We start from the raw sequence: 26,375 nt of genomic DNA, 5'->3' as shown, positions 1-26,375 counted from the left end.
GGGCAGCCTGCCACAGAAGAAAAGGGGAATGAGATGAACAGCAAGATTACCAACTGGACCAACTCCGACGACGCCATGATCGAAACCGCCATCCGCCGTGGCGCGACCCGTCGCGAGCTGCTGCATATGATGCTGGCGGGCGGCGTGGCCATTTCCGCCGGCGGGCTCGTGCTCGGCCGCGCCGGCAAGGCCCTGGCAGCGACGCCCGTCTCCGGCGGCACGCTCAAGGCCGCCGGCTGGTCGTCCTCCACAGCTGATACACTCGACCCGGCCAAGGCGTCGCTTTCCACCGACTATGTCCGGTGCTGCTCCTTCTATAACCGCCTCACCTTCCTCGACAAATCAGGCACGCCGCAGATGGAGCTTGCCGAAGCGATCGAATCCAAGGATGCAAAGACCTGGACGGTCAAGCTGAAGAAAGGCGTCACCTTCCACGACGGCAAGCCGCTGACCGCCGACGACGTAGTCTTCTCGCTGAAGCGCCATCTCGACCCGTCCGTCGGTTCGAAGGTCGCCAAGATCGCCGCCCAGATGACCGGCTTCAAGGCCGTCGACAAGCAGACCGTCGAGATAACGCTTGCCGATCCCAATGCCGACCTGCCCACCATCCTGTCGATGCACCACTTCATGATCGTCTCGGACGGCACCACCGATTTCACCAAGGCCAACGGCACCGGCGCATTCGTCAAGGAAGTGTTCGAGCCGGGCGTTCGTTCGGTCGGAATCAAGAACAAGAACTATTGGAAATCCGGCCCGAACGTCGATTCCTTCGAATATTTCGCAATCAGCGACGACAATGCCCGCGTCAACGCGCTGCTGTCGGGCGACATCCATCTTGCGGCCTCGATCAATCCGCGCTCCATGCGCCTCGTCGAGGCCCAGGGGGACGGCTTCTTCCTGTCGAAGACCACCTCGGGCAACTACACCAACCTCAACATGCGGCTGGACATGGATCCCGGCAGCAAGCGCGACTTCGTCGAGGGCATGAAGTACCTCGTCAACCGCGAGCAGATCGTCAAGTCGGTCCTGCGCGGCCTCGGTGAAATCGGCAATGACCAGCCGGTTTCCCCCGCCAACGTCTACCGCAATGCCGACCTGAAGCCGCGGGCCTTCGATCCCGACAAGGCGAAGTTCCATTTCGACAAGGCGGGCGTCCTCGGTCAGTCCATACCGGTGATCGCCTCCGAGGCGGCGAACTCCTCGATCGACATGGCGATGATCATCCAGGCTTCAGGCGCCGAGATCGGGCTGAAGCTCGATGTCCAGCGCGTTCCCTCCGACGGCTACTGGGACAATTACTGGCTCAAGGCGCCGATCCACTTCGGCAATATCAATCCTCGTCCGACACCGGACATCCTGTTCTCGCTGCTCTACTCCTCTCAGGCTCCCTGGAACGAGAGCCAATACAAGTCGGAGAAATTCGACAAGATGCTGATCGAAGCGCGAGGCTCGCTCGACCAGGAGAAGCGCAGGGCGATCTACGACGAGATGCAGGCGATGATTGCCAACGAAGCCGGCACCATCATCCCGGCCTATCTCTCGAACGTCGATGCCACCGCCGCCAAGCTCAAGGGTCTGGAGCCCAATCCGCTGGGCGGTCAGATGGGATACGCCTTTGCCGAATACGTCTGGCTCGAAGCCTGATAAATTGAAGGGAGCCGGGGCTGCAGCCAAGCCCCGGTTCTTCCGGAATTCAACTCGAAACACCAAAAGGGAGCCGCGCGTTGAACAACCAGGTCTTATCCCTTGTGCTGAGCAGATTGCTCATCGCCCTGATCACCCTGGTGATCGTCTCCTTCGCCGTGTTTTTCGCGACAACGCTCTTGCCGGGAGACACAGCGACGATCCTGCTTGGCCAGGCGGCCACGCCGGAAGCCGTCGAAGGTCTTCGCAAGGCCATGCATCTCGACGAGCCGGCGCTCTTTCGTTTCCTGCGCTGGTCGGTCGGACTGCTGCAGGGCGACCTCGGCACGTCCTACGCCAACGATATGCCGATCGCCGATCTTATTGCCGGCCGTTTCGTCAATACGTTGAAACTCGCCGGCGTCACCGCGCTTTTCTCCGTGCCGATTGCACTGACGCTTGGGATCACCGCAGCGATGCTGCGTGGCACCCCTTACGACCGGATCGTCACCGTGATCACCATCGGCGTCATCTCCGTGCCGGAGTTCATGGTCGCGACCTCCGCCGCGCTCATCTTTGCCGTCTATCTGAAATGGCTGCCGGCACTTTCTCTCGCCAATGAGGTCCACAGTCTGACCGATCTGTTGCGCGTCTATGCCATGCCGGTGATCACGCTGACCTTCGTCGTCTCGGCCCAGATGATCCGCATGACCCGCGCGGCGGTTATCGAGACGCTCAACACGCCCTATGTCGAGATGGCATTGCTCAAGGGCGCCTCCCGGCCGCGCATCGTCTTTCGCCATGCCCTGCCGAATGCGCTCGGCCCGATCGTCAATGCCGTTGCGCTTTCGCTTTCCTATCTGCTCGGAGGCGTCATCATCGTCGAGACCATTTTCAACTATCCCGGTATCGCCAAGCTGATGCTGGATGCCGTCGCCACCCGCGACCTGCCGCTGATCCAGAGCTGCGCGATGATCTTCTGCCTTGGCTATCTGCTCTTGATCACCATCGCCGATATCATCGCCATCCTTTCCAATCCGAGGCTCCGATGACCATGACCAGTTCCGAAACCACCTCCGGCCGGTTATCCGGACCCCGGTTTGGCTATCGCTTCAATATCGTCGGCGCGATCGGCCTTGCCGTCATACTCTCCTGGGCGCTCATCGCGATCATCGCGCCGCTGATCATCCCCTACCCTGTCGGCGAGATCGTCGATGTCGACTATTTCGGCCCGATGAGCCGGGCACTCTGGCTCGGTTCCGATTATCTCGGCCGCGACATGCTCTCGCGGATTTTGATGGGTGCACGCTACACAGTCGGCATCTCTCTGGCGGCCGTGACGATTGCCTGCTTCAGCGGCGTCGTGCTCGGTATGATCGCAGCCGTCGCCGGCGGCTGGCTGGACACGATCCTCAGCCGCTTCCTCGACGCCCTCAATTCGATCCCGAGCAAGCTGTTCGGCCTGGTGGTTGTCGCTGCCGTCGGTTCCTCGGTCCCGGTCCTGGTCCTGACGCTGTCGGTGATCTACATACCCGGCGCCTACCGCTTCGCCCGGGCGCTCGCCGTCAACATCAATGCGATGGATTTCATCACGGTCGCGCGCATCCGCGGCGAAAGCACCCTCTATCTCATTCGCTCGGAGATCCTGCCCAACATTGTCGGGCCGGTGCTTGCGGACCTCGGAATCCGCTTCGTCTTCATCGTTCTGCTCCTTTCCGGCCTTTCCTTCCTGGGCCTTGGCGTTCAGCCGCCCTATGCCGACTGGGGTGCGCTGGTGCGCGAGAATATCGGCGGGCTGCCGTTCGGTGCGCCGGCGGTGATGTTTCCCTCACTTGCGATTGCCAGCCTGACGATCAGCGTCAACCTGCTGATAGACAACCTGCCGCAGAAGATTCGCGACCGGAGCGTGTCATGAGCAATTTCATTGAAATCCGCGACCTGAAGATCGAAGCCTCCACCGATTCCGGCCGGCGTGTCGAGATCATCAAGGGTGTCAGCCTCGACGTTGCCGAGGGCGAGATCGTCGCGCTGATCGGCGAGAGCGGTTCGGGCAAGACAACCATCGCCCTGACCCTGATGGGCCATACACGTGCGGGCTGCCGCATCACCGGCGGCAGCGTTTCAGTTGGCGGCAAGGACATGGTCACGCTCAGCGAGAAGCAGCGCGCCAAGGTGCGCGGCACCGAAGTCGCCTATGTCCCGCAATCGGCCGCCGCCGCCTTCAACCCGGCCACAACGATCATGGAACAGGTGATCGAGGTCACCCGCATTCATCAGCTGATGTCGCCGGACGATGCACGCGCCCGGGCAGTCGAGCTCTTCCGGGCGCTGTCGCTGCCGGAACCCGAGACGATCGGCAGCCGTTACCCGCACCAGGTTTCCGGCGGCCAGTTGCAGCGCTTAGCGGCAGCCATGGCGCTGATCGGCGACCCGACCCTGGTCATCTTCGACGAGCCGACGACGGCGCTCGACGTGACGACCCAGATCGAAGTGCTGCGCGCTTTCAAGTCCGTCATGAAGAAAGGCGGCATCGCTGGCGTCTATGTCTCGCACGACCTTGCCGTCGTCGCGCAGATCGCCGACCGCATCGTCGTGTTGAAAGGCGGGGAAACCCAGGAAACCGGCACCACCAATGAAATCCTCAACAACGCCAAGCATCCCTACACCAGAGAGCTACTGGCAGCCTTCGAGCCGAAAGCGCGTGGCATAGCATGCGCTGCCGAGCGCGCGACGGCGCCGCTTCTGACAATCGAAGATCTCGTTGCGGGCTATGGACAGCGCCAGGCCGATGGCCTTCCCCTCGTGCGCGCGGTCGAAAACGTCAGCCTGAAGGTGGAAAAAGGCCGAAATCTTGGCATCATCGGCGAATCTGGATGCGGCAAGTCAACGCTCGCCCGCACCATCGCAGGGATCCTGCCAGCCGCAATCGGCAAGATCGTCTTCGACGGCAAGGAGCTGCGCCGCAGCGCTCACGAGCGGTCGCGCGACCAGTTGCGCGAGATGCAAATCGTCTTTCAATATGCCGATACCGCCCTCAACCCGGCAAAATCGGTGGAGGAGATCCTCGCCAGGCCCCTGGTGTTTTACCACCGCATGGATCGACAGTCGCGAAACGCCCGGATCGATCAACTGCTTGACATGGTGCGCCTGCCCCGCAGCCTGCGCCATCGCCGGCCGGGAGAGCTCTCGGGCGGGCAGAAGCAGCGCGTCAATTTCGCCCGGGCGCTCGCCGCCGATCCGAAGCTGATCCTCTGCGACGAGATCACCTCGGCGCTCGATACGGTGGTTGCCGCCGCGGTCATCGACCTGCTCAAGGAATTGCAGCGCGAACTCGGCCTCTCCTACATCTTCATCAGCCACGACCTCTCGGTGGTGGAGGCGATCTGCGACGAGATCGTCGTGATGTATGGCGGCCGGAAGGTCGAGGAAATCACCCCCTCGACGGTGAAGGCGCCGACGCACCCCTATTCGCAGCTGCTCTTCTCCTCGGTACCGACGCTTGATCCGGCCTGGCTCGACGGTCTCCAGCAGGATCCTGAGCTTGTGCGGGCCTATTGCCGGCAATGAGGCTCCGGTGTGGCGATCATTTTGTCCGGCAACGTTCCACCTTCGCGATCCGGCCATCTAAAGCAATTTTAGGAAAAATGCGAAGCGCTTCTCCCAGCCGGAACGCAAAGCGCTTTTGCCGGGAATTTCGTAAAAACATAAGATTAGAGCGGTTTTCCGCTTTCTGTGAGCTGAACCGCTCTAGAGTCTGAAACGGAGACCCTGACATGCCTGCACCGCTCGATCGCGTCGACACCACGCCGGAACCACCCGCTGCCGCCGATGCGGTGGTGATCGGCGGCGGCATCGTTGGCGTTTTCGCGGCCTATTATCTGGCTCGGCGCGGATTGAAGGTTGCCCTTGTCGAGAAAGGCCTTATCGGCGCGGAACAATCGAGCCGCAACTGGGGCTGGTGCCGCCAGCAGAACCGCGACGCGCGTGAACTGCCGATGTCGACGAGGAGCCTCGATTTGTGGGAGCGCTTCGCCGCCGAGACCGGGCAGGATACCGGTTTTCGCCGCTGCGGCCTCTTCTATCTCAGCAATAGCGACGAGGAACTGGCCGGCTGGGCACGCTGGCGGGACTTCGCGCGTTCGGTCGGCGTCACGACGCATATGTTGAGCAGCACGGAGGCCACCGAACGCGGTCGCGCCACCGGCGCCTCGTGGAAAGGCGGGGTGTTTTCGCCGACCGACGGTACCGCCGATCCGGCGCGGGCCGCACCCGCCGTCGCGCGGGCGATCCTCAAGCTTGGCGGCACGGTACATCAATCCTGTGCGGCCCGCGGCATCGACATCGAAGGCGGCAGGCTCGCCGGCGTCGTCACCGAGCACGGTACGATCCGGACAAAAATCGCGATCCTCGCCGGCGGCGCCTGGGCATCCTCCTTCTGCCGCCAGCTCGGCATCCGATTTCCGCAGGCGTCGATCCGCTCATCGATCCTTTCCGTTTCCCCCGGAGCAAGCGGCCTGCCGGACGCGCTCCACACCTCTGCGGTCTCTGTTACGCGTCGCAGCGATGGCGGCTACACGCTGGCGATCAGCGGCCGCGGCCGCGTCGATCCGACCGCGCAGCAGATCCGCTTCGCCGCGCAGTTTCTGCCGATGTTCGCCCGGCGCTGGCGCAGTCTCGCGCCCGGTGGATTGGAGGGATTTCGTTCCGGTCACGAGTCTCTTGCACGCTGGCGGCTCGACAGGCCAACGCCGATGGAGCGCATGCGCATCCTCGATCCCACGATCAATCAGGCCACCATCCGCCTCACGCATTCGCGAGCGATCGAGCTTCTACCCGCCTTGAAGAAAACCGCCATCAGCGCGGCCTGGGCGGGCTATATCGACAGCACGCCCGACGGCGTGCCAGGGATCGGCGAGATCGCGACCCTCCCTGGTTTCATCCTGGCGGCGGGCTTCAGCGGCCATGGTTTCGGCATCGGCCCGGGCGCCGGTCATCTGATTGCCGATATCGTCACGGGCGATGAGATGATCGTCGATCCCCGGCCCTATCATCCAGACCGCTTCGGAAAATCCGCCTGGGGCAAGGTGGCCGATTTTTAAATACGGCTCGGATCAGATTTGGAGCGGTTCAGCTTTCCACGGAAGCGCAGAACCGCTCAATTGTTTTACGCAATTCCCCGCAAAAGTACTTAGGCATAACACTTGTCAGGAGGCCACGGCCATCCGCAGGGTGCTGGCAGGCGAAGTCCTGCGGCCGTCGGCAGTTTGAAAGTGGGAAATTCTTTCGTTCAAGACTTCCACCTGCTGCCGAAGCCTATGAATTTCCGCGGTGTTTTCCTCCACCATGGCGGCATTGTGCTGGGTGATGTGCTCGACGTCGCGAACGGCGTTGTTGACCTCGTCGATGCCCTTGTACTGCGTTGTCGTGGCCGACGAGATGACCTGCACCAGCCCATTGATCGAGGTGAAGTGCTCCATGATCGCCGAAAGAGCCTCACCGGTCTCCTCGACGAGCTTGACGCCCGTGCCGACTTGCGATGCGCTGCTGGAGATCAGCTCCTTGATCTCGCGGGCAGCCTTGGCGCAACGCTGGGCAAGCTCGCGAACCTCTTGTGCGACAACGGCAAAACCTCTGCCGGCCTCACCCGCACGGGCGGCTTCCACACCCGCATTCAGCGCGAGAAGATTGGTCTGGAAGGCGATCTCGTCGATCACGCCGATGATGCTGCTGACCTTTTCGGAAGACCGGTTGATGGCGCCCATGGCGTCGACAGCCTTGGCGACGACGGCTGCGGAATGCTCGGCCTGGCGGTGTGCCTCGGCGACCGAACGCGACGTCTGGTTCGCATTTTCGGCCGTCGTCCGCACGCTAGCCGTGAGTTCGCCGAGCACGCGCGAACTGTCTTCCAGGGCTGCGGCTTGCTGCTCCGTTCGGCGGGCAAGGTCGTCGGCCGCGCCCGAAAGATTGGTGCTGCCCTCGGCGATCTCGTAGGTCGTGTTGCGAACCTCGGCGAGCGTCAGCCGCAACGCGTCGATGGCGTGATTGTAGGTCCGGGCCATGGCGACATAATCTGCGGCCAGATCCTCGCTCATCTCTGCAGCAAGGTTGCCATTGGCCAGCTTGCCGAGCATGTCGGACAAGGCGTTCAAAGCCTCACTCTGCTCCGTTTCGATCCGCGCCTGCTCGGCCGCGCGGCGGGCCTGCTCCCGTTCGTCCCGCGCCCTGTTTGCTTCGGCAAGCTCTTCCAGCCTGGTCTTCTCCAGCGCCTGGTCGCGGAAGACGGTCACCGATCGGATCATGTCGCCGATCTCGTCGCCGCGCTTGCCGTCGCCGATCGAAATGTTGAGATCGCCGTCGGCCAGTCTCATCATCGTCTGGGTGATCCGCTTCAGCGGTCCGCGCAGAGCTTCGATCAGCATGAGACCGCCGATCATCGCGAGCACCGTGCCGGCAATCATTGCCGCAAGCGACATTGTCGCCGAGCGCTGGCTGATTTCCTTGCCGCTCTCCTGCGCCGTACTGACGAACTGTTCGAGCGTGTGACTCGCGTCGGCCACCAGCGCGGTCGCCGCCTCCTTGTTCGCGCGCCACCGGTCGGCGATCGATATCAGAAGCGAGCTATCCTTCTCGATCGAGGCGAGGGACGGCTCGATCTTCTTTGCAAGATCCTGCAGGGCGGCATTTTTTCCGCTCAAGGGCACGAGCTGGGCGGCGCTTTCGCGCAGCCCCTTGAGATCGGCGAGAACGGCATCCCGCGCCTCGGCGTCGACCCGCCTGTTCAGTTCGCTTAAGTGCAGGCGGAGATCGTCGATCGATTTGAACGCGGTATTGACGATCGCCACCATCGAGCGAAGCGTTGATATGCTTGCATCCATGCCGACAAAACGCTCGATCGCAGTATCCGCATTCCCCGACGCAAGCTTTCCAAACTTCTCCTCGAAGTCCTGCAGATCCTGGTCGACAAGAGCATAACTCTCGAGCGTAAGATTAGCGCTGTCTTTGGCCATCGCGGCAAGCTTGTCCAATACCGGCTTCAGTGCAGCAATCTGGCTTTGCGCCTTGTCGGAGGCGAGTGCAGCGCTCCCGCCGACCTCCTTGACGAGTGGCGGCAGCAGGCTGCCGAGAGCGCCGGCGATATCGGCGGGGGCAGTTGCCTGCGCGGTCGCCTTGCGCAACTTTGCAATGCGCTGTGCGAGATTCTTGTAAACAGAGGCATCGAGGAGCAGTGCCCGGACGAAGGCCTCTTTGCCGTTCGCCTGATCCTGGAGAACGTCGAGCTGCTTGCGGGCGGTCTGGCTTTCCTTGAACAGCTGGGTCACGGCACCGTCGATCGCCGTTTCGGTATTGGTGTGCTCCTGCGACACAGCCCAAAGCGCATCGGCGCCGCTCTGCATCTTGGCCCCGAGTTCGCGCACCACGGCGATCTGCTGCTTTTGGGCGGGATCGACCAGCATGGCGTCGAGCGTCGCAGCACCCTTTTCCTGGTCGGAGATGCCGGCAACCAGCCGATTGCGCGTGGCGGGCGCCGGAAGATCGGTAAAGGCCGCCAGCGAGGACCGCAGTTGCTGGAAACTGGAAAGGGCATCGATCGTCTGCCGCGTCAGCGTCATCTGGCCCTTGAGGGTTCCGGCAGTGAAATAGCCGAAAAGGCCGATGCCGGCGATAAGGACGATCAGAGGCACCAAGAAAAAAAGGACCTTTGTCACAATCCGCATGCGCTGCAACAGTCGATCAATCAGTGACATGAAATGTTGGCCCCCGCCCAGGAAATTCGGCTCTTTCTCCGGCTCCACCAAACTGACCATTGTCGCAATTGGCGGCGGCCGCTTCCGAGGCCATCACGATAGGCATAACTCTTAAAAAAATGGTCAATGGTGTCGAGTTGTCGGGCGCATAGAAAACGGCGAAGAGCGCCGTCTACATTCTTCAAGCCGCAGGGCCACTGCCTGTCGGACCGACATTTTGCCTTCACCGCCGCCGGTCGGTAATAATTGATGTCGATTGCGAATGCACGACTGTTCAACTGCCACCGATCGCCAAAGGCCAGGGGATCGTTGACCCCCTCAGTTCCTCACCGGCATTATTGGCGATTGCGGCGCGCAATGCTGCTGCCACAGGTGTGCCAGCGACGGCGAGATCGCGTACCGTGCTCATGTGATTGCCGTCTGGGGCGTGAGACGCACGCACTTCAAGCCCTTGGGCGGCAAGAACGTCCCTGAATGCATTTGCCTGGATTTTGAACGGATCAGTTTCCTGTTCGCCAGTCATGATAGCGACACGCGTTGCAGGATCGTGCTCGTGACGCATGGGCGTAAACCGTCGCACCTCCTCGTCGCTCAAGGCGATCTCGTCACGCAGGAAGGAGGTCTGCAGGGGCTTGAGGTCGTAGAGTCCGCCGAGCAGGAAAGCGGCAACTACGCCCGAAGGCACCCGCGAGACATGGAAGAGAAAGGTTGCAAGATGTGCACCGGCGGAGTGACCGCTGACGGAGAATTGGTTCGGTGTGGCGCCAAAACGATCGGCATGGGCCAGCAGGAAAGCCTTGGCTTTCAGGACTTGACCAACCAGAACATCCATTCTCGCGCCGGGCATCAACGAATAGTCGACGATGGCTGCGACCGCGCCAGCGCCTGTGATGGTCTCAGCGACGCAGGAATAGTCTTCCTTGGAAAACATCCGCCAATAGCCACCATGGATGAACATGTGGATCGGCATGTCGCAGCGCGCTTCATTAGGCAGGAAGATATCGAGCGTCTCGCCTGGCCCGGTCCCATAAGCGATGTTGGCTTCCATGGTCACAGTGCGCCGCGTTGCTAGGCTGCGGGCACGGATATCGGCGACGATCTCGTCGAAATCTGAGACATGGTCACGAATACGGAACGGGTCGGCGGCCACAAGCTCCTCCTCAGAGGCTAGTTGCAATGTACTTGGCTTCCATGAACTCTGCGATACCGTGATGCTGCCCTCCTTCACGTCCGAGGCCGCTCTGCTTTACACCGCCAAAGGGGGCAGCGGGATCGGAGACCAATCCGCGATTGAGCGCGATCATGCCCGCCTCGACCTTCGAGGCAACGCGCATGCCACGGCTGATGTCGCGGGTATAGATGTAGGCGGCAAGGCCGTACTCCGTATCATTGGCCGCAGCTATGACCTCTTCCTCGCTCTCGAAACGATAGAGCGGCGCGACGGGACCGAAAATCTCTTCGCCCCTCATGTCTGAGGCCGGGGAGACATCGACGAGCACCGTCGGCGGATAGAAAAAGCCCGGTCCTGGCAATTTTCGTCCGCCGCAGAGCGCGCGCGCGCCCCTGGAAAGGGCGTCCGTAACCAGGCGGTCAATCTTCTCCACTGCCTTGCGCGTGATCATCGGACCGCACTGCGTATCCGGATCTACACCCGGACCGATCCCGAGGGCGGCCATGCGTCGGGCGAATTTTTCCGCGAAGGTATCGTGGATACCGGACTGGACATAGATCCGGTTCGCAGCGGTGCACGCCTCACCCGCATTTCGCATTTTCGCGACCATCAGCCCCTCGATCGCACCATCAACGTCCGCGTCGTCAAAAATGATGAATGGCGCGTTGCCGCCGAGCTCCATAGAGCAGGAGATGACATTCTTTGCCGCTTCCGCCAGAAGCGTGCGGCCGACACCCGTCGAGCCTGTGAAGGAGAGTTTTCGCACACGCGGGTCAGCCAGCATCGCGGCGATGACGGGGCCAGGCGTTGACGTTGTCATCACGTTCACCACGCCCGGCGGCACGCCAGCCTCCTCGTAGAGAGCCGAAAGCGCATAGGCCGTCAACGGCGTCTCACTCGCCGGTTTGAGGACGACGGTGCAGCCTGCGGCAAGGGCGGGCGCGATTTTGCGGGTGGCCATTGCGGCGGGGAAATTCCAGGGTGTGACGAGTACGCAGATGCCGATAGGCTGGTAATCGACGACGATCCGGTTCCCACCGGCCGGAGCGATGCCGAACTCACCAGAGATCCGCACCGCCTCCTCGGCGTTCCACCGGAAGAACTCCGCCGCATAGGCCACCTCGCCGCGCGCGTCGCGCAACGCCTTTCCGTTCTCGAGCGAAATGAGTCTCGCAATCGTTTCGGAACGCTCCACCATAAGTTCGAAGCAGCGGCGCAGGATCTCGGAGCGCTTTCTCGGCGGAGTCTCGCGCCAGCTTTCCGCGGCGCCTGCGGCAGCCTCCACGGCCGCTGCCGCATCCGCAAGCGTCGCATCCGGCACGGCGGCAATGACCGCCTCGGTCGACGGATCGATCACCTGGATCCGACCTTCGCCTGCTGCGGGCCGCCAGGCGCCGCCAATATAGAGGCCGTGGGAAAACGAGCTGAGCCCGAAGGTATCATCGTCTGGGTGGAGAGAATGCTGATTGACGTTCATGATGATTTCCCAGGTTAGAGAGCAGAAGCGGCCGGGTCGCCGTCATAGGCGGCCCGAACCAGGCCGCGCATGGCGGCCGAATCGAGGGGGCGTGGGTTGTTCTTGATCAGCCGGCTGATGCCGAGGGCCTCCCCGGCCGCCCAATCGATCCGGTCTTCGGGAAGGCCGAGCCTGGCGAGCGTTGGCGCAATGCCGATCGCGGCAAACAGGCGGCTCACCTCGGCGATTGCGGCATCCGCAAGTATCTCGTCGTTCTCTACTCCCTCGGGATCGAGACCGAGCGCCCGACCGACGGCGGCGATTTCCGCGGCTGCGACGCGGCGATTAAATGTCATCACATAGGGAAGCATGGTCGCCACCCCGAGCCCATGCGGCGTATGCGTCAGGGCGCCGACCGGATATTGCACCGCATGGGCTGCGGCGGTGCCCGCGGTTCCGAAGGCGCAGCCGGCTGCGAGCGCGCCCATCATCACATCAGCGCGCGCATCGACATCCGAACCGTCGGTGAAAGCCTTTTCCAAGCTCCGGCTGAGGAGCCGGATAGCATACAGCGCGAACTGATCGGTGAGGTCGCTCTTGCCGATAAAGACATGCTGCTGCGCAAGCTCCGGATCGCCGGGGCGGCGTTTCGCCGTGAACGCCTCGATGGCATGCGTCAACGCATCTGCACCGGCAACCGCCGTGAGCCCAGGCGGGCAGGACAAGGTGAGTTCGGGGTCACAGATCGCCGCTGCGGCGATGAGATACGGGCTGGAAATTCCAACCTTCAGGATACGGTCGGGATCAGAAACAACCGCAACCGGCGTTACCTCGGAACCGGTGCCTGCCGTGGTCGGCACAGCGATGACCGGCAGAACCGGTGCAGGCACCTTGAACTCACCATAATAATCAGCGAGCGCGCCGCCATGAGCGAGCAGGAGCGAGGCGCATTTCGCCATGTCGAGGCAACTGCCACCGCCAATCCCGATCACCATATCTGGCTCGAAGCCACGCGCGGCGTCTACGCAAATGGCGACAGTATCGCGTGGCACGTCCGGCAGCGTCTGGTCATGCACTACGACGCCAATGCCGGCTGCTTTGACGGCAGCGATCATTTCCGCGAAGACGGGCGTTGCGGCAAAACGCGCGTCCGTGCAGACGAGAGCGCGCCGGCCGGTCCTGCTCGCGACGCTCGCTAGCGCATGGCGCTGGCCGATACCAAACAGGATTTCCCGCGGCAGCCTCAAGGCGGCAAACAGGCTCATGATCTTTGTCCCTCGAAGACCAGAATGCGGGAGGGGGAAAGCGCGTTGAGGTCTTCCCAAAGGCTCTGGTTGATCTCAAAACCATTGCGGCTGGCGGCCGCACGCCGCTGACGGGCACGATCCCCGGGGACGAGCACCGGTTCTCCGGCCACCTTGGATGGCGAGGCACGCACCGCAGCGAGATAAGCTGACAGCCGCGTCGGAAGGCCGGGCGCTAGGCTAGGCTCGATCAAGATGAAGACGTCGCCCTTGTTGCATGGCGACTGGCTGTCGAGCGTGCCGTGCACCTCCGTTGCGAGCGCAGAGCCTGCAAGAGCCGCCACCAGCAGCTCGATGGCAATGCCGAGGCCATACCCCTTCGCATCGCCGAAGGGTGCAATCGCGCCGGCCTTGGCACGCTTCGGATCTGTCGTCGGCTTGCCGGCCGCATCAAGCGCCCATCCATCGGGAATGGGCCTGCCGGTCGCCGCGTGATGATGGATCCTGCCCATCGGCACGATGCTGGTGGCAAGGTCGAGCACGAGAGGGTCCTCGGCGGTCGGAACGCCAATGGCGATGGGATTGGTGCCAAGCATAGCCTGTGTACCGCCAAAAGGATGAACCAACGCCTCGCTCGATGAGAGCGCGATGCCGACCAAACCCATCGCAGCGATGGCCTCGACATAATGCGCGAGCATGCCGAGATGGTTCGCATTGCGCACGGCGACCAGGCCGATGCCAAGATCAGGAATGTGAGGCGCCAACCGCTCGATCGCGGCCATGGCGACGATGGGGCCAAGCCCCGCCGATCCCTCGACCTCCAGCACCGCATCCGCCCGCCAGCGCTGCGTTCCCTTCGTCTGTGGGTCGATGAGACCGCGCTCCATCCTTTCGACGAGGCGCGGAAGCCGGCACAGGCCATGGGAGGGGTGCCCCTTCATCTCGGCCGTTACCAGGACGCGAGCCTGCAGCGCCGCATGGTCACGCGTCGCGCCATGCTCTTCCAGCAGGCGGGTGGCAAGCGCAAGGGCTGCCGCTTCGGAAAGTCGCATGGTTTTTCCTCCCTATATTAAATCGTATAGGATATAGGATTGTCTTGAACGCAGCATCGTGCTAGCGATTGAACCTGTCAAGAGGCAAGGCATCAGATGATTTCGACGCGACTTAGAGAACCTTCAACGGGAACGGCCCAGATCCAGCGTGCCAATAGCCTGGCCGTCGACGTCTACGAGGCAATCTTCAACCAGCTCATGTCGTTGAAGATTGCGCCGGGGGAGCGCATCACGGTCGACAACCTGGTCAGGGAGTTCAACGTCTCCCATACCCCGATCCGCGAAGCTCTCGGCCGGCTTGAGGGCGAAGGCCTCGTCGTCAAGCAGCATCTCGTCGGCTTCCGTGCAGCGCACCAGATTACGCGTCGTCGCTTCGATGAACTCTATGAACTTCGTCTGCTGCTGGAACCTGCCGGTGCTGCGAAGGCGGCACAGGCGATGACCGACGAAAAGCTGGCCATGCTCACGGAAGCCGCAGGTGTGATGACACGTAGCGACGATAGGGACGAGCGGGCGAACTATTCGGCCTTCGCCCGCATGGACGCTATTTTCCACGACCGCATCATGGAGTTTGCTGGTAACGAGTTGATCCGAGAGACGCTGGCATTCCAGCACACACATTTCCACATCTTCCGCCTAATGTTTCATCGCCGCGTCACGGAGGAGGCACTCGGCGAGCATCAGACGCTACTCGACGCCTTCGTGGCGCGCGACTCCCGCGCTGCTAGCAACGCAATGCGCATCCACATCGAACATTCGCGCGACCGGCTGTTGCCGGCGTTCGACGACATCTGATTCAACCCGCAGGCAAGACAGTGCCTGCCCGATCTGACAACGAGGAGGAGAATCCATGGCAGGCAAGAAAATCCTGATGCTCACCGGCGATTTCACCGAGGAGTACGAAATCTTCGTATTTCAGCAGGCGATGGAGGCGGTCGGGCACACGGTGCACGTCGTATGCCCGGACAAGAGGGCGGGCGACATCCTCAGGACGTCGCTGCACGACTTCGAGGGAGATCAGACCTACACCGAAAAACTCGGACACAACGTCACCATAAACAAGACCTTTTCTGAAGCGGAGGACCAGCTCGATCAGTATCATGCCGTCTACTGCGCTGGCGGACGCGGACCTGAATATATCCGCACTGACAAACGGGTGCAGGCAATGGTGCGTCACTTCCATGAGCAGCGGAAGCCGATTTTCACCATCTGCCACGGGGTTCAGATCCTGATCGCAGTCGATGGTGTCGTCCGCGGAAGGAAGGTGGGTGCGCTTGGGGCCTGCGAACCCGAGGTGACGCTGGCGGGCGGAACCTACATCGACCTCTCGCCGACAGAAGCCTATGTCGACGGGACGATGGTCTCGGCCAAGGGTTGGACAGCGCTCGCCGCCTTCATGCGCGAATGCCTGAAGGTGCTGGGAACGGAGATCCGCCACACCTGAGACGACGGCGCCCAGAAACAATGCCCGGCATTGAAGTCGGCCGGGCATTTGATTACGCTGGCCTGCAATCAGACTCCGCCGCGGTTCCAGCCGCGGCCACGGTCGCCGAACATTTCATAGCCCCTGTCGGTGATCGCCAGCGTATCCTCCAGCTTGATGAAACCGCGCTTCGGGTGAAGCATCGTCGTCTCGACCGAGATCACACTGCCGGCTTGCAGCGGCTTGTCGGCATCAATGCCCTCATAGGCGACGGGGTGGTTCGTCATGAGGAACGGCGCTTCGTGGCTGATGAGGCCCATGCCATGGCAGAAGAAGTCGGTGAAGGGCGCCGACGGCGAGGCCTTGAGCTCAGCTTCCGCCGCCACGATCATTTCACGGCCCGCAACCCCTGCCCTGACCTTGGCGAAGGCCGCTTGCTGGATGCATTCTACTTCGGCCAGAAGATCCTCCAGTTCCGCATCCGGCTCGCCGAGCACACCCATGCGGCAGAGGTCGCCGATATATCCGTGATAGTTGCCGCCGGAATCGATCGACAGAATCTCGCCCTCGGCCCAGGCCTGCGGCGAGCCAGCGCGATTGTGGCTGGCGCCGAGCGTCAGCAGGCAATATTCGAAGTGCAGCTCTCGGTTCGTTTCCTCCCGTCGCAGTTGCTCGATGATCTCCAGCTTAGTCGAGCCGGCGCGGGCCGCGGCGATCGTCGCCAGCATCGAGTCGGTGATCAGTTCGGAGGCGCGTCTGAGCTTTGCCAGTTCATCCGGCGTCTTGACGGCCCTCAGCCGCTCCAACACATGTGTGGCATCGGCAAACCGCGCGCCATCCAGCCGAGAGGCAAGGACATCACGGGCATCGGACGGTAGGAAGGCCGGCTCGATGCCGATGCGCCCACCGGCCTTGCCGATTTTCTTCAGGTGCTCGGCGGCCAGTCCGGCTGCATCCTGCGTGCCCCATGTCGCCGTATGCACGGCGGGCGTCCAGAATGGATTGTTCTGGTGCTCTGCACCCTCCATGCGGTTCCCCACATAGGCCGAGTGATCAGGTGCGCCTTTCTCATAAATCACCATCGGCAGGTACCGGCTATGCCCGATCGCATCCATGGCGGCGAAGAAGATGAACTTGTATCCGCCCAGCAGATATTGCGTGTTGTGTTTGGAAGTGGCGATCAGGACGTCGATACCGGCGTCCTCCATGAGGCGGTCGAGCTTGGACGTATCGAACGGCGCCACGGCGGCCTGCATTGTCTGCCCTGCATTGTCGTTCATTGTCTTTCCTCCCACAAAATGGATGCCTGCCTCAAATGCCCTGCGGCAGCAGGCGGAAGTCCGGCAAATCGCGAAGCGCAAGCTCCGGCCCCGCCGGTGAGTAGACGACGAACAGGAGCATCGGCCCGTCGCCAGTGTTCTTCGTCGAATGAAAGCGACTTTCAGGAACATAGATCGTGCAGCCGCTGGCGACCTTTCGCGTCATCGGATTGCCGTTCTCGTCCTCGACCATCTGCTCGCCCTCGCCGGAAATCACAAAGATGATTTCCTCAGCGCCCGGATGGTTGTGGCGCGAATGGCCCTCGCCACTTGGCAGTTCGACGACCCCGCCGGAAAAGCGCCTGGCGCCATTGACCTCGGGCGCCACGGTGAGCGACAGCTTGCCCCAGTCGAAACCGAAGACGCTTACATCCTGCGGATAGATAAAGTATTTGTCCTTTACCATGAATCGGCCCTTCCATGACCTTCCTCAGACGACCGCACCGATCGCGAGCGCCTTGAAATCTTCCGTCTGCTTGCGGATTGCCGCCTCTGCCGGCAGTCGCTCCATCGAGCTTGCACCGTAAAAGCCGTGGCAGCCAGCACAGCGCTCGAGGACATAACGCGCATCCTCCGGCATGGAGATGGGGCCGCCGTGACAGAGCACGATGACGTCGTCGCGCACGGACCGCGCCGCCTTGGCGATCGCAGCGATCTCATCGATGCAGTCATCGAGCGACTTGCCGGATGTGGCGCCGATCGTGCCGCCTGTCGTCACCCCCATATGCGCAACGACAATGTCGGCGCCTGCGACGGTCATGGCGATAGCCTCGCTCTCGTTGAAGACATAGGGCGTCGTCAGCAGGTCGAGCCCATGCGCGGTGGCTATCATCTCGACCTCCAGATCGTAGCTCATACCCGTCTCCTCGAAACTCTGCCGCATCCGGCCGTCGAAGAGGCCGATCGTGGGGAAATTCTGTACACCTGAAAAGCCCATTGCCTTGAGGTCGGCGAGGAAGCGCGGCATCAGCACGAAGGGGTCCGTGCCGTTGACGCCGGCGAGAACCGGCGTCTTTTTTACGACCGGCAACACTTCGAGCGCCATGTCCTTCACAATCTCGTTGGCATTGCCATAGGCCAACAGCCCGGCCGCCGAACCGCGCCCCGCCATGCGGTAGCGCCCGGAATTGTAGATAATGATGAGGTCGATGCCGCCTGCCTCCTCGGCCTTGGCGGAGATGCCGGTGCCGGCGCCGCCGCCGACGATCGGCACGCCGGCTGCGGTCATGCCGTGAAATTTTTCGAGGATGGTCTTGCGCGGTATGGCTGGCATCGATTTGTCTCTCAGGGGTTGGCGATGTCGCGATAAGCCGCGACGGCGGCCTCGGCGAAGTGCGGGTCGTTGATATGGAGCGGCAGGCGAATAATACGTCGCGATGCCGTCGGCTTCACCGTCGCCTCGAGCGCGGCAAAAAGCGCGGCGTCGGCTTGCGGATCGAAGAACGGACCGCCTTCGATGTCGAGGGCTGAAACACCCTTCTCGGGAATGAGGAAGCGCACGGGGCCGTTACAGAGATTGAGCTTGTCGCCGATCCAGCGGCCAATCTGTGCGCATTCGCCCGAGGTCGTGCGCATCAAGGTGACGTTCGGGTTGTGGCGGTAAAACAGCCGGCCAGCATAGCGTTCCGGGACGGTCTCCGGAGCCCAGAAGTTCACCATGTCGAGGGCGCCGACCGAACCGACATAGGGCAAGCCCGCGCGGGCAATCGCATCGAAACGGTTTGAGGTGGCCGGCAAGACGCCTCCGAAGAGCAGGTCGCAGACCTCGGTCGTCGTGATGTCAAGCACGCCAGAGATCAGACCGCTGTCGGCAAGCTTCTCCATCGCACGGCCGCCCGTTCCGGTCGCGTGGAAGACCAAGCAGTCATAGTCTGCCCGCAGGCGCTCAACCATGGCCGATACGGCAGATGTGGTCACGCCGAACATGGTAAGCCCGAGCGCCGGTTTGGATGCAGTCACCTCAGCCGGCCGGCGTGACATGGCGGTGATCGCCTGGGCGGCGTTGTGAAGGATGACCCGGCTGAGCCGGTTCAGGCCCGCCATGTCCGTGACCGACGGCATCATCACGATGTCGGAAACATCGACATAGGGAGCAACATCGCCGGAGGCGAGCGTCGAAACCATGATCTTTGGCAGGCCGAGCCGCAATTGGCGCATGCCTGCAGTGATGATCGAGGTGCCCCCGCCTCCGCCGATACCGATGATGCCGGCGATGTCCTGGCGCTCCACGAGGAAGCGCGCGAAGGCAACGCCCATCGCTTCGACCGCCCTTCCGCGGTCCTCACAGGCAAGGACGGCTCCAGCACCGTCGGGATGGCAAGCGGCAACCTTGTCAGCCGCCACATCGACGGCGGTCCGAGGCTCACGGATGCCGACGTCCACGCGCGTAACCGCCCCGCCCGCCGCCTCGACGCAGGCGGCGAGATAGGCAAGCTCCTCGCCCTTCGTGTCAGCAGTGCCGACCACGTAGATCTGCTTCATTTCCCCTCCGAGACCGGTTGGGCTCCTCCAGGCATATCCCACGTCGGGGGCAGCGATGTGCCCTTGCAAATTCGTGAGACGCGCGTATCATAAAGATATGGATGTCTCACGTCAACAGAACGAAACAGCGAGGACCGAGCGAGGGCCGCGTGCTCGCACGCGAAAACTAATGCTCGAAACAGCTACGCGGCTCATGCAGTCCGGCATCACTCCGTCCGTAAGCGAAGTGGCCGAGGCCGCCGAAGTCTCGCGCGCGACGGCCTATCGTTACTTTCCGAGCCAGGCCGCGCTCGTGCATGCCGTGGTCGATGAGGCTCTGGGACCGATACTCGGCTGGTCGTCCGACAGTCCTGATGCTCGTACCCGCGTTGCCGACCTATTGGCGACCGCGATGCCGCGCATCGACGAGTTCGAGGCCACCTTCAAGGCTGCGTTGAAACTCTCACTGGACCAATGGGCGCAGCGCCAGGCGGGAACGCTCGGCAACGAACCGCTGTTCAAGCGCGGCCACCGGGTCGACCTTCTGAAATGCGTGACGGCCCCTCTGCAGGGCACCGTGCCGCCCGAATCCCGGGAACGCCTTGCGCAGGCGCTTTCGCTTGTTTTCGGCGTCGAGGTGCTGATCGTGTTGAAGGATATCTGGGGCCTGACCTCCGAAAGCGCGCAGTCTGTTGCCGAGTGGGCCGCCAAGGCCCTCGTTGATAGCGCGTTACGGCAGGCGGAGAGCAAAGCATGACATGTTGGTCGCCAACTGGTTCGACCAGATGGAGCGATGTTGTTAGTATTGTGGTCGTTGTGACGATGAAATATGTGAGAGCGCGTGACAAGACTAAAGCAGCGAATCCGCAGTTACAGGCAGATATCTGGAAGTCTGGAAGATTTGCAGTTGATGAAGCTCTGCAAGTGTCGCCCTTGACGATAATGGCATTTGGTACTACCAGATCAGGAAACAATATTCAGGCTTGAGATCTGAAACGCGCCACGGGTCTGGGAGGACCTCGGCACGAAAACCACCCAAGAGGATCAAGAAGCCAGATCGGGAGGCCCGCGACGGCGCGGGAAGCGTGCATAAATGGGAGGAAACGTTATGCGCAAAACTATGACCGGTCTCGTTGCCGGTGTCGGATTGATGTGGGCCTGCGGAACGTCCGCACAGGCCCAGGAACTGACGATTTTCTGGGCAGAGTGGGACCCGGCAAATTACCTTCAGGAACTTGCAAACGAATACGAGGCTGAAACCGGCGTCAAGGTCACTGTCGAGACCACCCCATGGGCCGACTTTCAGACCAAGGCCTTCACCGAATTCAATGCAAAGGGCTCAGCCTATGACCTGGTCGTCGGCGACAGCCAGTGGATCGGGGCGGCGTCGGAAGCAGGACATTACGTCGATCTGACCGATTTTTTCACCAAGCACAATCTGACGCAGGTGATGGCTCCGGCAACTGTGAAATACTACTCCGAGTATCCGGCCAACTCGAAGAAGTACTGGTCAATTCCTGCAGAGGGTGACGCCGTCGGCTGGTCCTATCGCAAGGACTGGTTCGAAGATCCCAAGGAGATGGAGGCGTTCAAGGCGAAATACGGTTACGATCTCGCCCCGCCGAAGACCTGGGCCCAGATGCGCGACATCGCCGAGTTCTTCCACCGTCCAGATCAGAAGCGCTATGGCATCGCCATCTACACCGATAATTCTTACGACGGGCTCGTCATGGGTGTCGAGAACGCGATCTTCTCGTTTGGAGGCGAACTCGGCGATTACCAGAACTACAAGGTTGACGGTATCATCAACTCGGAGAAGAACGTCAAAGCGCTCGAGTTGTATCGCGAGCTCTACGGTTTTACGCCTCCAGGCTGGGCCAAGTCCTTCTTCGTCGAGAACAACCAGGCGATTACCGAAAACCTGGCCGCGATGAGCATGAATTATTTCGCCTTCTTCCCTGCTCTGGTGAACGAGGCGTCCAACCCGAACGCCAAGGTTACCGGCTTCTTCGCCAATCCGGCAGGCCCCAATGGCGAGCAGTTCGCAGCACTCGGCGGGCAAGGCATATCGGTCATCTCCTACTCAAAAAACCAGGAAGAGGCGATGAAATTCCTCGAATGGTTCATCAAGGACGAGACCCAGAAGCGCTGGGCCGAACTCGGCGGCTACACAGCAAGCGCCAAGGTGCTTGAATCTCCCGAATTTCAGAATGCGACACCGTATAACAAGGCCTTCTACGAGACCATGTTCAAGGTCAAGGACTTCTGGGCAACGCCTGAATATGCCGAATTGCTAATCCAGATGAACCAGCGCGTTTACCCCTTCGTCACCGCCGGCCAAGGCACGGCGAAGCAAGTGCTGGATTCTCTGGCAGCGGACTGGAACGCGACGTTCGAAAAGTACAAACGCAACAAATAGCAAGCGCCAGTGGAGGGGCCTCGCCGCCCCTCCAACATCATTCTGCATCTCCGCGCCGAAGTGCGCGGTTCGAGAGGGCGCGGCGCCCGGCATCAACTTCGCGCATCGTGATGCCTTCCGGCATCCAGCGCCGAACTCTCGAAGGAGGAGAGGATTGGCCACCGTAGTCATGACATCGCTGGACACGAAAACGCGCGCCGCATCCCGCGGCATGAGCGACATCCGGATTCGTAATCTCTTCATCATCCCGACGATCCTGTTTCTGATCGTCTTCAACATCTTTCCGCTGATCTATTCGCTCGGCTATTCCTTCACCGACTTCCGCGCCTCGTCGAACGCACCAGCCAACTTCGTCGGCCTGCAGAACTACCGCGAGTTGCTGAACGACCCGTTCATCTGGTCGAATTTCGCCATCACCGCAAAATATGTGATCGTCTCTGTTACGGGGCAGGTGATCGTTGGCTTCGGCACGGCGATGCTCCTTAACCGCGATATCCCGCTGAAGGGTCTTCTGACGACATTGCTGCTGCTGCCGATGATGCTATCGATGGCAGTGGTCGGTCTTTTCTGGAAGCTGCTCTACGATCCGTCCTTCGGCATCATCAACTACACACTCGGCCTCGGCTCCTTCGAGTGGCTGTCGAATCCGAATGTCGCGCTTTATGCGGTCGCCATCACTGACATCTGGATGTGGTCGCCCTTCGTGATGCTGCTGTCGCTCGCCGGCCTTTCGGCCGTGCCAAAGCATCTCTACGAGGCAGCGGCGATCGACCGGGCAGGACCGTTCTATACCTTCTTCCGCATCACGCTGCCTCTTGTGGCGCCGATCCTGATGATCGCAGTCATCTTCCGTACGATGGAAGCCTTCAAGACTTTCGACCTCGCCTACATCCTGACCAGCCAGCCGACGACCGAGGTGATCTCCATCCGGCTCTACAAAATGGCCTTCCAGGAGTGGCAGACGGGGCGCTCCTGCGCACTCGCCTACATCGTTCTCATCATGGTTCTCGCCATCACCAATATCTACGTCAAGTACCTCAACAAAGTGAAGGAGCGCTGAGATGGCCGCCGTCCAAACCCGCTCCGAACGCGCGCTGAACCGGGTCGCAATCGCCGCCGTACTTGTCATTACGCTGATTTTCCTGGCGCCGATCTACTGGATCACCTCGACAGCCTTCAAGCCGCGCAACCTCGCCACAACCATTCCGCCGACAGTGCTCTTCGAGCCGGAGCTATCGCCTTTCGTGAAGCTCTTCACCAAGCGCTCGCAGCTGCGTGGCGTGCCGACCCCCGAAGAATATGGCGCCGCCCCCTGGTGGGAGCGGATGGTGTTCGACGGTGGTGAGAAGATCGTCCGCTCCGGCCGCGGCGAGGTGCAGCCATCCGGCTATCCGAACCGCTTCATGAACTCGCTGATCGTCGCCATCACCTCAACGGTCCTGGCAGTCGGCATGGGAACCTTCACCGCCTATGGTTTCTCGCGCTTCCGAGTAAAAGGGGAGGCTGACCTTCTCTTCTTCATCTTGTCGACGCGCATGCTGCCGCCCGTCGTCGTGGCGATCCCGATGTTCCTGATGTACCGCACCGTTGGCCTCAACGACACGCATTGGGGCCTCATCATCCTCTACACGGCCTTCAACCTTTCCTTCTCCGTCTGGCTGATGAAGGGCTTCATCGACGAGATCCCGAAGGAATACGAGGAGGCCGCGCTCGTCGACGGCTACACGCGGATGGAGGCGTTTTTCAAGATCGTCATCCCGGAAGCGGCGACGGGGATCGCCGCGACCGCGGTCTTCTGCTTCATCACGGCCTGGAACGAATATGCATTTGCGCTGATCATGACGAACCGGCGGGCGCAAACCGCTCCACCCTTCATTCCGAGCCAGGTCGGCTCCGGCCTGCCGGATTGGACGGTCATTGCGGCCGGTACGTTCCTGTTCCTGCTACCGGTCGCGATCTTCACCTTCCTGCTCAGGAACCATCTCCTGCGCGGCATGAGCTTCGGAGCGATCCGCAAATGACCTTGCGCGCCCTTAACCAGAAATATCTCGAACCCGGTTCGCAGTATCTGATGATCTTGGGGATCGTCGCGCTCTGCCAGCCCTGGAACCTGTTTCTGCACCGCTACGGCATGACGATGACGCTCGTCGGACTGATCGCCTTCATGGTGACGACCAAAATCCCCCGGGACGCACGTCCAGACGAAGGCAGCCAGTCATGACGCAGATCGAGCTTCGCGCTATCCAGAAATATTTCGGTGCCGTCCAGGTCATCAAAGACCTTAATCTCGCCATTGCCGATAACGAGTTCATCGTGCTGCTCGGACAATCGGGCTGCGGCAAGACGACGACATTGCGCGCCGTCGCGGGCCTGGAGACGATCGACGAAGGCGACATTCTGATCGACGGGCAGCCGGTCAAGCATATCAAAGCATCCGGCAGGGACATCGCCATGGTGTTCCAATCCTTCTCGCTCTATCCGCACATGACGGTTTACGAGAACATCGCCTTCCCGCTCCGGGCCACCCGGATGAGCCGCGCCGATGTCGATAAGGCGGTCCGGGAAATCGCCGCGGTTCTGCGCATCACCGAGTTGCTGTCCCGCAAGCCTTCGGCGCTGTCAGGCGGCGATATGCAACGTGTCGCGATCGGCCGTGCGCTGGTGCGACGGCCAAAGGCCATGCTGATGGACGAGCCGATCGGTGCGCTGGACGCGAAGCTGCGCGAGGAGATGCGGGCGGAAATCAAGCGTCTGCACATCAAGCAGGGTTCAACCACGATCTACGTAACGCATGATCAGGTGGAGGCCATGTCGCTCGCCGACCGCATCGTCATCATGCACGAGGGTATCCTGCAGCAAGTCGGCACGCCGGAAGAGGTTTACGCGCAACCCGCCAACACGTTCGTCGCCCAGTTCGTCGGAAGCCCGGTCATGAACATGGCGCCGGCAAGCGTCAGCGAAACGGGCAGCCATACCAGCGTGCAGGTCGGCGACGGGACGACGGGCTTCGAGTTCCCCGCCGTGCTGGCTAACCGCCTCTCCGACGCAAGGGCCGAGAACGGCAAGCTGACACTCGGGGTGCGGCCTGAGGGCGTGATCGTTTCACGGGAGGCACGTGAGGGCTTCGTGCCGGTCGAGGCGCATATTATCGAGCCACTCGGCTCCCACGACATCGTGGACCTGAAGGTCGGCCAGCAGATGATCAGGGCGCGGACCAAGAGCGGTTTCGTGCCTGGTCCCGGCGAAGCCGTCTGGGCACGCATCGACCCCGCCCAGGCACATTTCTTCAACACGGCGACCGGCTCGTCGCTGGGGATCAGACTCTGATGGCGCATATCGAACTCAAGGGCATCACCAAGACCTTCGGCAGCCACACGGCGCTGAAAAACTTGAACATCGACATTGCTGACGGCGAGTTCTTCGTGCTGCTCGGGCAGACCGGCGCCGGCAAGACGACGACGCTGCGCCTGATCGCCGGTCTCGAGAAGCCGACCGCAGGCCAGATCTTCATCGACGGGCACGATGTCGCCGACTGGGGTGCCGCCGAGCGCGACGTGGCCCTGGTGCTCCAGCAATACTCGCTTTACCCGCGCTATACGGTGCGGGAGAACCTGGAATTTCCATTAAAATCCCGTATCCGCCGCATTGAGCCAGAGGAAATCAAGGAACGCGTCGCTCGGGTTGCGAAGACCCTGCGCATCGAGCATCTGCTCGACCGCAAGACTGACCGGCTGTCGGGGGGCGAGATGCAGCGCGTATCGATCGGCCGTGCCATCGTGCGCAAGCCGCGCGTGTTCCTGATGGACGAGCCGCTATCGGCGCTCGACGCGAAGCTTCGCGAAGCACTCCGCACGGAGTTGAAGAACCTGCAGATGAACCTCGGCGCCACCTTCCTCTTCGTCACCCACGACCAGATCGAGGCCATGTCGATGGGCGACAAGATCGGCGTCCTGAACAACGGTCAGCTGGTGCAGACCGGAACACCGCAGGAGATCTACCGGAATCCGGTCAACACCTTCGTCGCGCGCGCCGTCGGTTCACCGCCGATGAACCTGATCACCGGCACGCTCGCCGGCGGCGAGGCAGTGGCCAGCGAGGGCTATCGGCTGCCGTTCGGCAACGGCCACGCAAGCGCGACGGACGGTCGTCCGCTCACCTTCGGCATCCGCCCGGAGGACATTTTTCTCGACAGCGGCGCGCCAGGGGAAGCACGGGTGCACGACGTGGAAAACCATGGCGTCGAAAAGATCGTGACGTTGCGCACCGGCGAGAAGTTCATCCACGCGACCGTGCCGACACAGACGGTGCTGCGGATCGAGGATGAGGTTCGCTTTTCGTGGAATCCGGAAAGGGTCGTGCTGTTTGACGCCGGAAGCGGCGTCAGCCTGCGGCACGCGGGCTGACCTGATCGGTCCGAAGGATGCCAGCGGTCTCGGCGGCACGGCAGGGGCAGCGAGCGTTTC

The 26,375-nt window shown here is 61.7% G+C and carries 23 protein-coding genes; 14 read left to right on the top strand and 9 right to left on the bottom strand.

What is annotated here, in order from left to right; all coding sequences use genetic code 11:
* Window positions 1–33 precede the first annotated feature (33 nt).
* From ATY29_RS00350 to ATY29_RS00330, 5 genes are all read left to right on the top strand, one after another.
* The gene (locus tag ATY29_RS00350) at window positions 34–1,644 is read left to right on the top strand and encodes an ABC transporter substrate-binding protein (protein WP_097534520.1); all 1,611 of its coding nucleotides are present in this window, start codon (window positions 34–36) and stop codon (window positions 1,642–1,644) included.
* 80 nt (window positions 1,645–1,724) lie between these two features.
* Complete coding sequence (locus tag ATY29_RS00345) at window positions 1,725–2,675, top strand: ABC transporter permease (RefSeq protein WP_097534518.1); 951 nt, start codon at window positions 1,725–1,727, stop codon at window positions 2,673–2,675.
* Window positions 2,672–3,538, top strand: coding sequence for an ABC transporter permease (locus ATY29_RS00340; RefSeq protein ID WP_003572858.1), 867 nt, complete (start codon window positions 2,672–2,674; stop codon window positions 3,536–3,538). Before ATY29_RS00345 ends, ATY29_RS00340 begins: the two co-directional genes overlap by 4 nt.
* Window positions 3,535–5,190 carry an ABC transporter ATP-binding protein gene (locus tag ATY29_RS00335; RefSeq protein WP_097534516.1) on the top strand — a complete coding sequence of 552 codons (1,656 nt, stop codon included), beginning with the start codon at window positions 3,535–3,537 and terminating at the stop codon, window positions 5,188–5,190. The genes ATY29_RS00340 and ATY29_RS00335 overlap by 4 nt, the downstream gene beginning before the upstream one ends.
* A gap of 206 nt (window positions 5,191–5,396) precedes the next feature.
* On the top strand, window positions 5,397–6,722 hold the full coding sequence (locus ATY29_RS00330; protein ID WP_097534514.1) for an NAD(P)/FAD-dependent oxidoreductase: 1,326 nt from the start codon (window positions 5,397–5,399) through the stop codon (window positions 6,720–6,722).
* A 105-nt stretch (window positions 6,723–6,827) separates the two neighbouring features.
* Here ATY29_RS00330 and ATY29_RS00325 read toward each other — a convergent pair whose 3' ends face one another.
* The 5 genes from ATY29_RS00325 to ATY29_RS00305 form a co-directional block, all read right to left on the bottom strand.
* Window positions 6,828–9,368 (bottom strand): methyl-accepting chemotaxis protein, encoded by a 2,541-nt coding sequence (locus ATY29_RS00325; RefSeq protein ID WP_097534716.1) that lies wholly within the window; start codon window positions 9,366–9,368, stop codon window positions 6,828–6,830.
* Window positions 9,369–9,642: 274 nt separating this feature from the next.
* The gene (locus ATY29_RS00320) at window positions 9,643–10,518 is read right to left on the bottom strand and encodes an alpha/beta hydrolase (RefSeq protein WP_097534512.1); all 876 of its coding nucleotides are present in this window, start codon (window positions 10,516–10,518) and stop codon (window positions 9,643–9,645) included.
* A 10-nt stretch (window positions 10,519–10,528) separates the two neighbouring features.
* Complete coding sequence (locus tag ATY29_RS00315) at window positions 10,529–12,016, bottom strand: NAD-dependent succinate-semialdehyde dehydrogenase (protein ID WP_097534510.1); 1,488 nt, start codon at window positions 12,014–12,016, stop codon at window positions 10,529–10,531.
* Window positions 12,017–12,030: 14 nt separating this feature from the next.
* Window positions 12,031–13,260 (bottom strand): iron-containing alcohol dehydrogenase, encoded by a 1,230-nt coding sequence (locus ATY29_RS00310; RefSeq protein ID WP_097534508.1) that lies wholly within the window; start codon window positions 13,258–13,260, stop codon window positions 12,031–12,033.
* The gene (locus tag ATY29_RS00305; protein WP_097534506.1) at window positions 13,257–14,291 is read right to left on the bottom strand and encodes an Ldh family oxidoreductase; all 1,035 of its coding nucleotides are present in this window, start codon (window positions 14,289–14,291) and stop codon (window positions 13,257–13,259) included. Before ATY29_RS00305 ends, ATY29_RS00310 begins: the two co-directional genes overlap by 4 nt.
* A gap of 96 nt (window positions 14,292–14,387) precedes the next feature.
* Between ATY29_RS00305 and ATY29_RS00300 the strand changes: the two genes are divergently transcribed.
* Together ATY29_RS00300 and ATY29_RS00295 are read left to right on the top strand one after the other, a co-directional pair.
* Window positions 14,388–15,086 (top strand): GntR family transcriptional regulator, encoded by a 699-nt coding sequence (locus ATY29_RS00300; RefSeq protein WP_003572869.1) that lies wholly within the window; start codon window positions 14,388–14,390, stop codon window positions 15,084–15,086.
* A 55-nt stretch (window positions 15,087–15,141) separates the two neighbouring features.
* On the top strand, window positions 15,142–15,735 hold the full coding sequence (locus tag ATY29_RS00295) for a DJ-1/PfpI family protein (RefSeq protein WP_003572870.1): 594 nt from the start codon (window positions 15,142–15,144) through the stop codon (window positions 15,733–15,735).
* Between the two features lie 68 nt (window positions 15,736–15,803).
* Here ATY29_RS00295 and ATY29_RS00290 read toward each other — a convergent pair whose 3' ends face one another.
* The 4 genes from ATY29_RS00290 to ATY29_RS00275 are packed head-to-tail and all read right to left on the bottom strand — an operon-like array spanning window position 15,804 to window position 19,514.
* Window positions 15,804–16,994 carry a M24 family metallopeptidase gene (locus tag ATY29_RS00290; protein WP_097534504.1) on the bottom strand — a complete coding sequence of 397 codons (1,191 nt, stop codon included), beginning with the start codon at window positions 16,992–16,994 and terminating at the stop codon, window positions 15,804–15,806.
* 31 nt (window positions 16,995–17,025) lie between these two features.
* Window positions 17,026–17,439, bottom strand: coding sequence for a cupin domain-containing protein (locus tag ATY29_RS00285; RefSeq protein WP_097534502.1), 414 nt, complete (start codon window positions 17,437–17,439; stop codon window positions 17,026–17,028).
* A gap of 24 nt (window positions 17,440–17,463) precedes the next feature.
* Entirely contained in the window at window positions 17,464–18,306 is an 843-nt protein-coding gene (locus ATY29_RS00280; RefSeq protein ID WP_003572873.1) for a phosphoenolpyruvate hydrolase family protein, read from the bottom strand.
* An 11-nt stretch (window positions 18,307–18,317) separates the two neighbouring features.
* Window positions 18,318–19,514 carry a Tm-1-like ATP-binding domain-containing protein gene (locus ATY29_RS00275; protein WP_097534499.1) on the bottom strand — a complete coding sequence of 399 codons (1,197 nt, stop codon included), beginning with the start codon at window positions 19,512–19,514 and terminating at the stop codon, window positions 18,318–18,320.
* A gap of 97 nt (window positions 19,515–19,611) precedes the next feature.
* Here ATY29_RS00275 and ATY29_RS00270 point away from each other — a divergent pair, with 97 nt between their 5' ends.
* The 7 genes from ATY29_RS00270 (at window position 19,612) to ATY29_RS00240 (ending at window position 26,315) form a co-directional block, all read left to right on the top strand.
* Window positions 19,612–20,250, top strand: a complete 639-nt coding sequence (locus tag ATY29_RS00270; protein ID WP_025418686.1) for a TetR/AcrR family transcriptional regulator — start codon at window positions 19,612–19,614, stop codon at window positions 20,248–20,250.
* Window positions 20,251–20,601: 351 nt separating this feature from the next.
* Window positions 20,602–21,912, top strand: a complete 1,311-nt coding sequence (locus tag ATY29_RS00265; protein WP_003572876.1) for an extracellular solute-binding protein — start codon at window positions 20,602–20,604, stop codon at window positions 21,910–21,912.
* 154 nt (window positions 21,913–22,066) lie between these two features.
* A complete protein-coding gene (locus tag ATY29_RS00260; RefSeq protein WP_097534497.1) occupies window positions 22,067–22,972 on the top strand; it encodes a carbohydrate ABC transporter permease in 906 nt (301 codons plus the stop codon).
* Window position 22,973: 1 nt separating this feature from the next.
* Complete coding sequence (locus ATY29_RS00255) at window positions 22,974–23,933, top strand: carbohydrate ABC transporter permease (protein ID WP_097534495.1); 960 nt, start codon at window positions 22,974–22,976, stop codon at window positions 23,931–23,933.
* Entirely contained in the window at window positions 23,930–24,133 is a 204-nt protein-coding gene (locus ATY29_RS00250; protein WP_003572881.1) for a hypothetical protein, read from the top strand. The genes ATY29_RS00255 and ATY29_RS00250 overlap by 4 nt, the downstream gene beginning before the upstream one ends.
* On the top strand, window positions 24,130–25,239 hold the full coding sequence (locus ATY29_RS00245; RefSeq protein WP_025418685.1) for an ABC transporter ATP-binding protein: 1,110 nt from the start codon (window positions 24,130–24,132) through the stop codon (window positions 25,237–25,239). The genes ATY29_RS00250 and ATY29_RS00245 overlap by 4 nt, the downstream gene beginning before the upstream one ends.
* Window positions 25,239–26,315 carry an ABC transporter ATP-binding protein gene (locus ATY29_RS00240; protein ID WP_025418684.1) on the top strand — a complete coding sequence of 359 codons (1,077 nt, stop codon included), beginning with the start codon at window positions 25,239–25,241 and terminating at the stop codon, window positions 26,313–26,315. Before ATY29_RS00245 ends, ATY29_RS00240 begins: the two co-directional genes overlap by 1 nt.
* Window positions 26,316–26,375: the final 60 nt, after the last annotated feature.

Source organism: Rhizobium hidalgonense, assembly GCF_002914525.1.
Taxonomy (GTDB): Bacteria; Pseudomonadota; Alphaproteobacteria; order Rhizobiales; family Rhizobiaceae; genus Rhizobium; species Rhizobium hidalgonense.
Note: the sequence above shows the minus strand (reverse complement) of the source record. Positions and strands in the feature narration are given on the sequence as shown.

What these genes read in the sequence shown, in the direction of transcription:
- ATY29_RS00350 (WP_097534520.1), top strand. Translation starts at nt 34, where the DNA reads ATGAACAGCAAGATTACCAACTGGACCAACTCCGACGACGCCATGATC.
- ATY29_RS00340 (WP_003572858.1), top strand. Translation starts at nt 2,672, where the DNA reads ATGACCATGACCAGTTCCGAAACCACCTCCGGCCGGTTATCCGGACCC.
- ATY29_RS00335 (WP_097534516.1), top strand. Translation starts at nt 3,535, where the DNA reads ATGAGCAATTTCATTGAAATCCGCGACCTGAAGATCGAAGCCTCCACC.
- ATY29_RS00330 (WP_097534514.1), top strand. Translation starts at nt 5,397, where the DNA reads ATGCCTGCACCGCTCGATCGCGTCGACACCACGCCGGAACCACCCGCT.
- ATY29_RS00325 (WP_097534716.1), bottom strand. Translation starts at nt 9,368, where the DNA reads ATGTCACTGATTGATCGACTGTTGCAGCGCATGCGGATTGTGACAAAG.
- ATY29_RS00315 (WP_097534510.1), bottom strand. Translation starts at nt 12,016, where the DNA reads ATGAACGTCAATCAGCATTCTCTCCACCCAGACGATGATACCTTCGGG.
- ATY29_RS00310 (WP_097534508.1), bottom strand. Translation starts at nt 13,260, where the DNA reads ATGAGCCTGTTTGCCGCCTTGAGGCTGCCGCGGGAAATCCTGTTTGGT.
- ATY29_RS00305 (WP_097534506.1), bottom strand. Translation starts at nt 14,291, where the DNA reads ATGCGACTTTCCGAAGCGGCAGCCCTTGCGCTTGCCACCCGCCTGCTG.
- ATY29_RS00300 (WP_003572869.1), top strand. Translation starts at nt 14,388, where the DNA reads ATGATTTCGACGCGACTTAGAGAACCTTCAACGGGAACGGCCCAGATC.
- ATY29_RS00295 (WP_003572870.1), top strand. Translation starts at nt 15,142, where the DNA reads ATGGCAGGCAAGAAAATCCTGATGCTCACCGGCGATTTCACCGAGGAG.
- ATY29_RS00290 (WP_097534504.1), bottom strand. Translation starts at nt 16,994, where the DNA reads ATGAACGACAATGCAGGGCAGACAATGCAGGCCGCCGTGGCGCCGTTC.
- ATY29_RS00285 (WP_097534502.1), bottom strand. Translation starts at nt 17,439, where the DNA reads ATGGTAAAGGACAAATACTTTATCTATCCGCAGGATGTAAGCGTCTTC.
- ATY29_RS00280 (WP_003572873.1), bottom strand. Translation starts at nt 18,306, where the DNA reads ATGCCAGCCATACCGCGCAAGACCATCCTCGAAAAATTTCACGGCATG.
- ATY29_RS00275 (WP_097534499.1), bottom strand. Translation starts at nt 19,514, where the DNA reads ATGAAGCAGATCTACGTGGTCGGCACTGCTGACACGAAGGGCGAGGAG.
- ATY29_RS00270 (WP_025418686.1), top strand. Translation starts at nt 19,612, where the DNA reads ATGGATGTCTCACGTCAACAGAACGAAACAGCGAGGACCGAGCGAGGG.
- ATY29_RS00265 (WP_003572876.1), top strand. Translation starts at nt 20,602, where the DNA reads ATGCGCAAAACTATGACCGGTCTCGTTGCCGGTGTCGGATTGATGTGG.
- ATY29_RS00255 (WP_097534495.1), top strand. Translation starts at nt 22,974, where the DNA reads ATGGCCGCCGTCCAAACCCGCTCCGAACGCGCGCTGAACCGGGTCGCA.
- ATY29_RS00250 (WP_003572881.1), top strand. Translation starts at nt 23,930, where the DNA reads ATGACCTTGCGCGCCCTTAACCAGAAATATCTCGAACCCGGTTCGCAG.
- ATY29_RS00245 (WP_025418685.1), top strand. Translation starts at nt 24,130, where the DNA reads ATGACGCAGATCGAGCTTCGCGCTATCCAGAAATATTTCGGTGCCGTC.
- ATY29_RS00240 (WP_025418684.1), top strand. Translation starts at nt 25,239, where the DNA reads ATGGCGCATATCGAACTCAAGGGCATCACCAAGACCTTCGGCAGCCAC.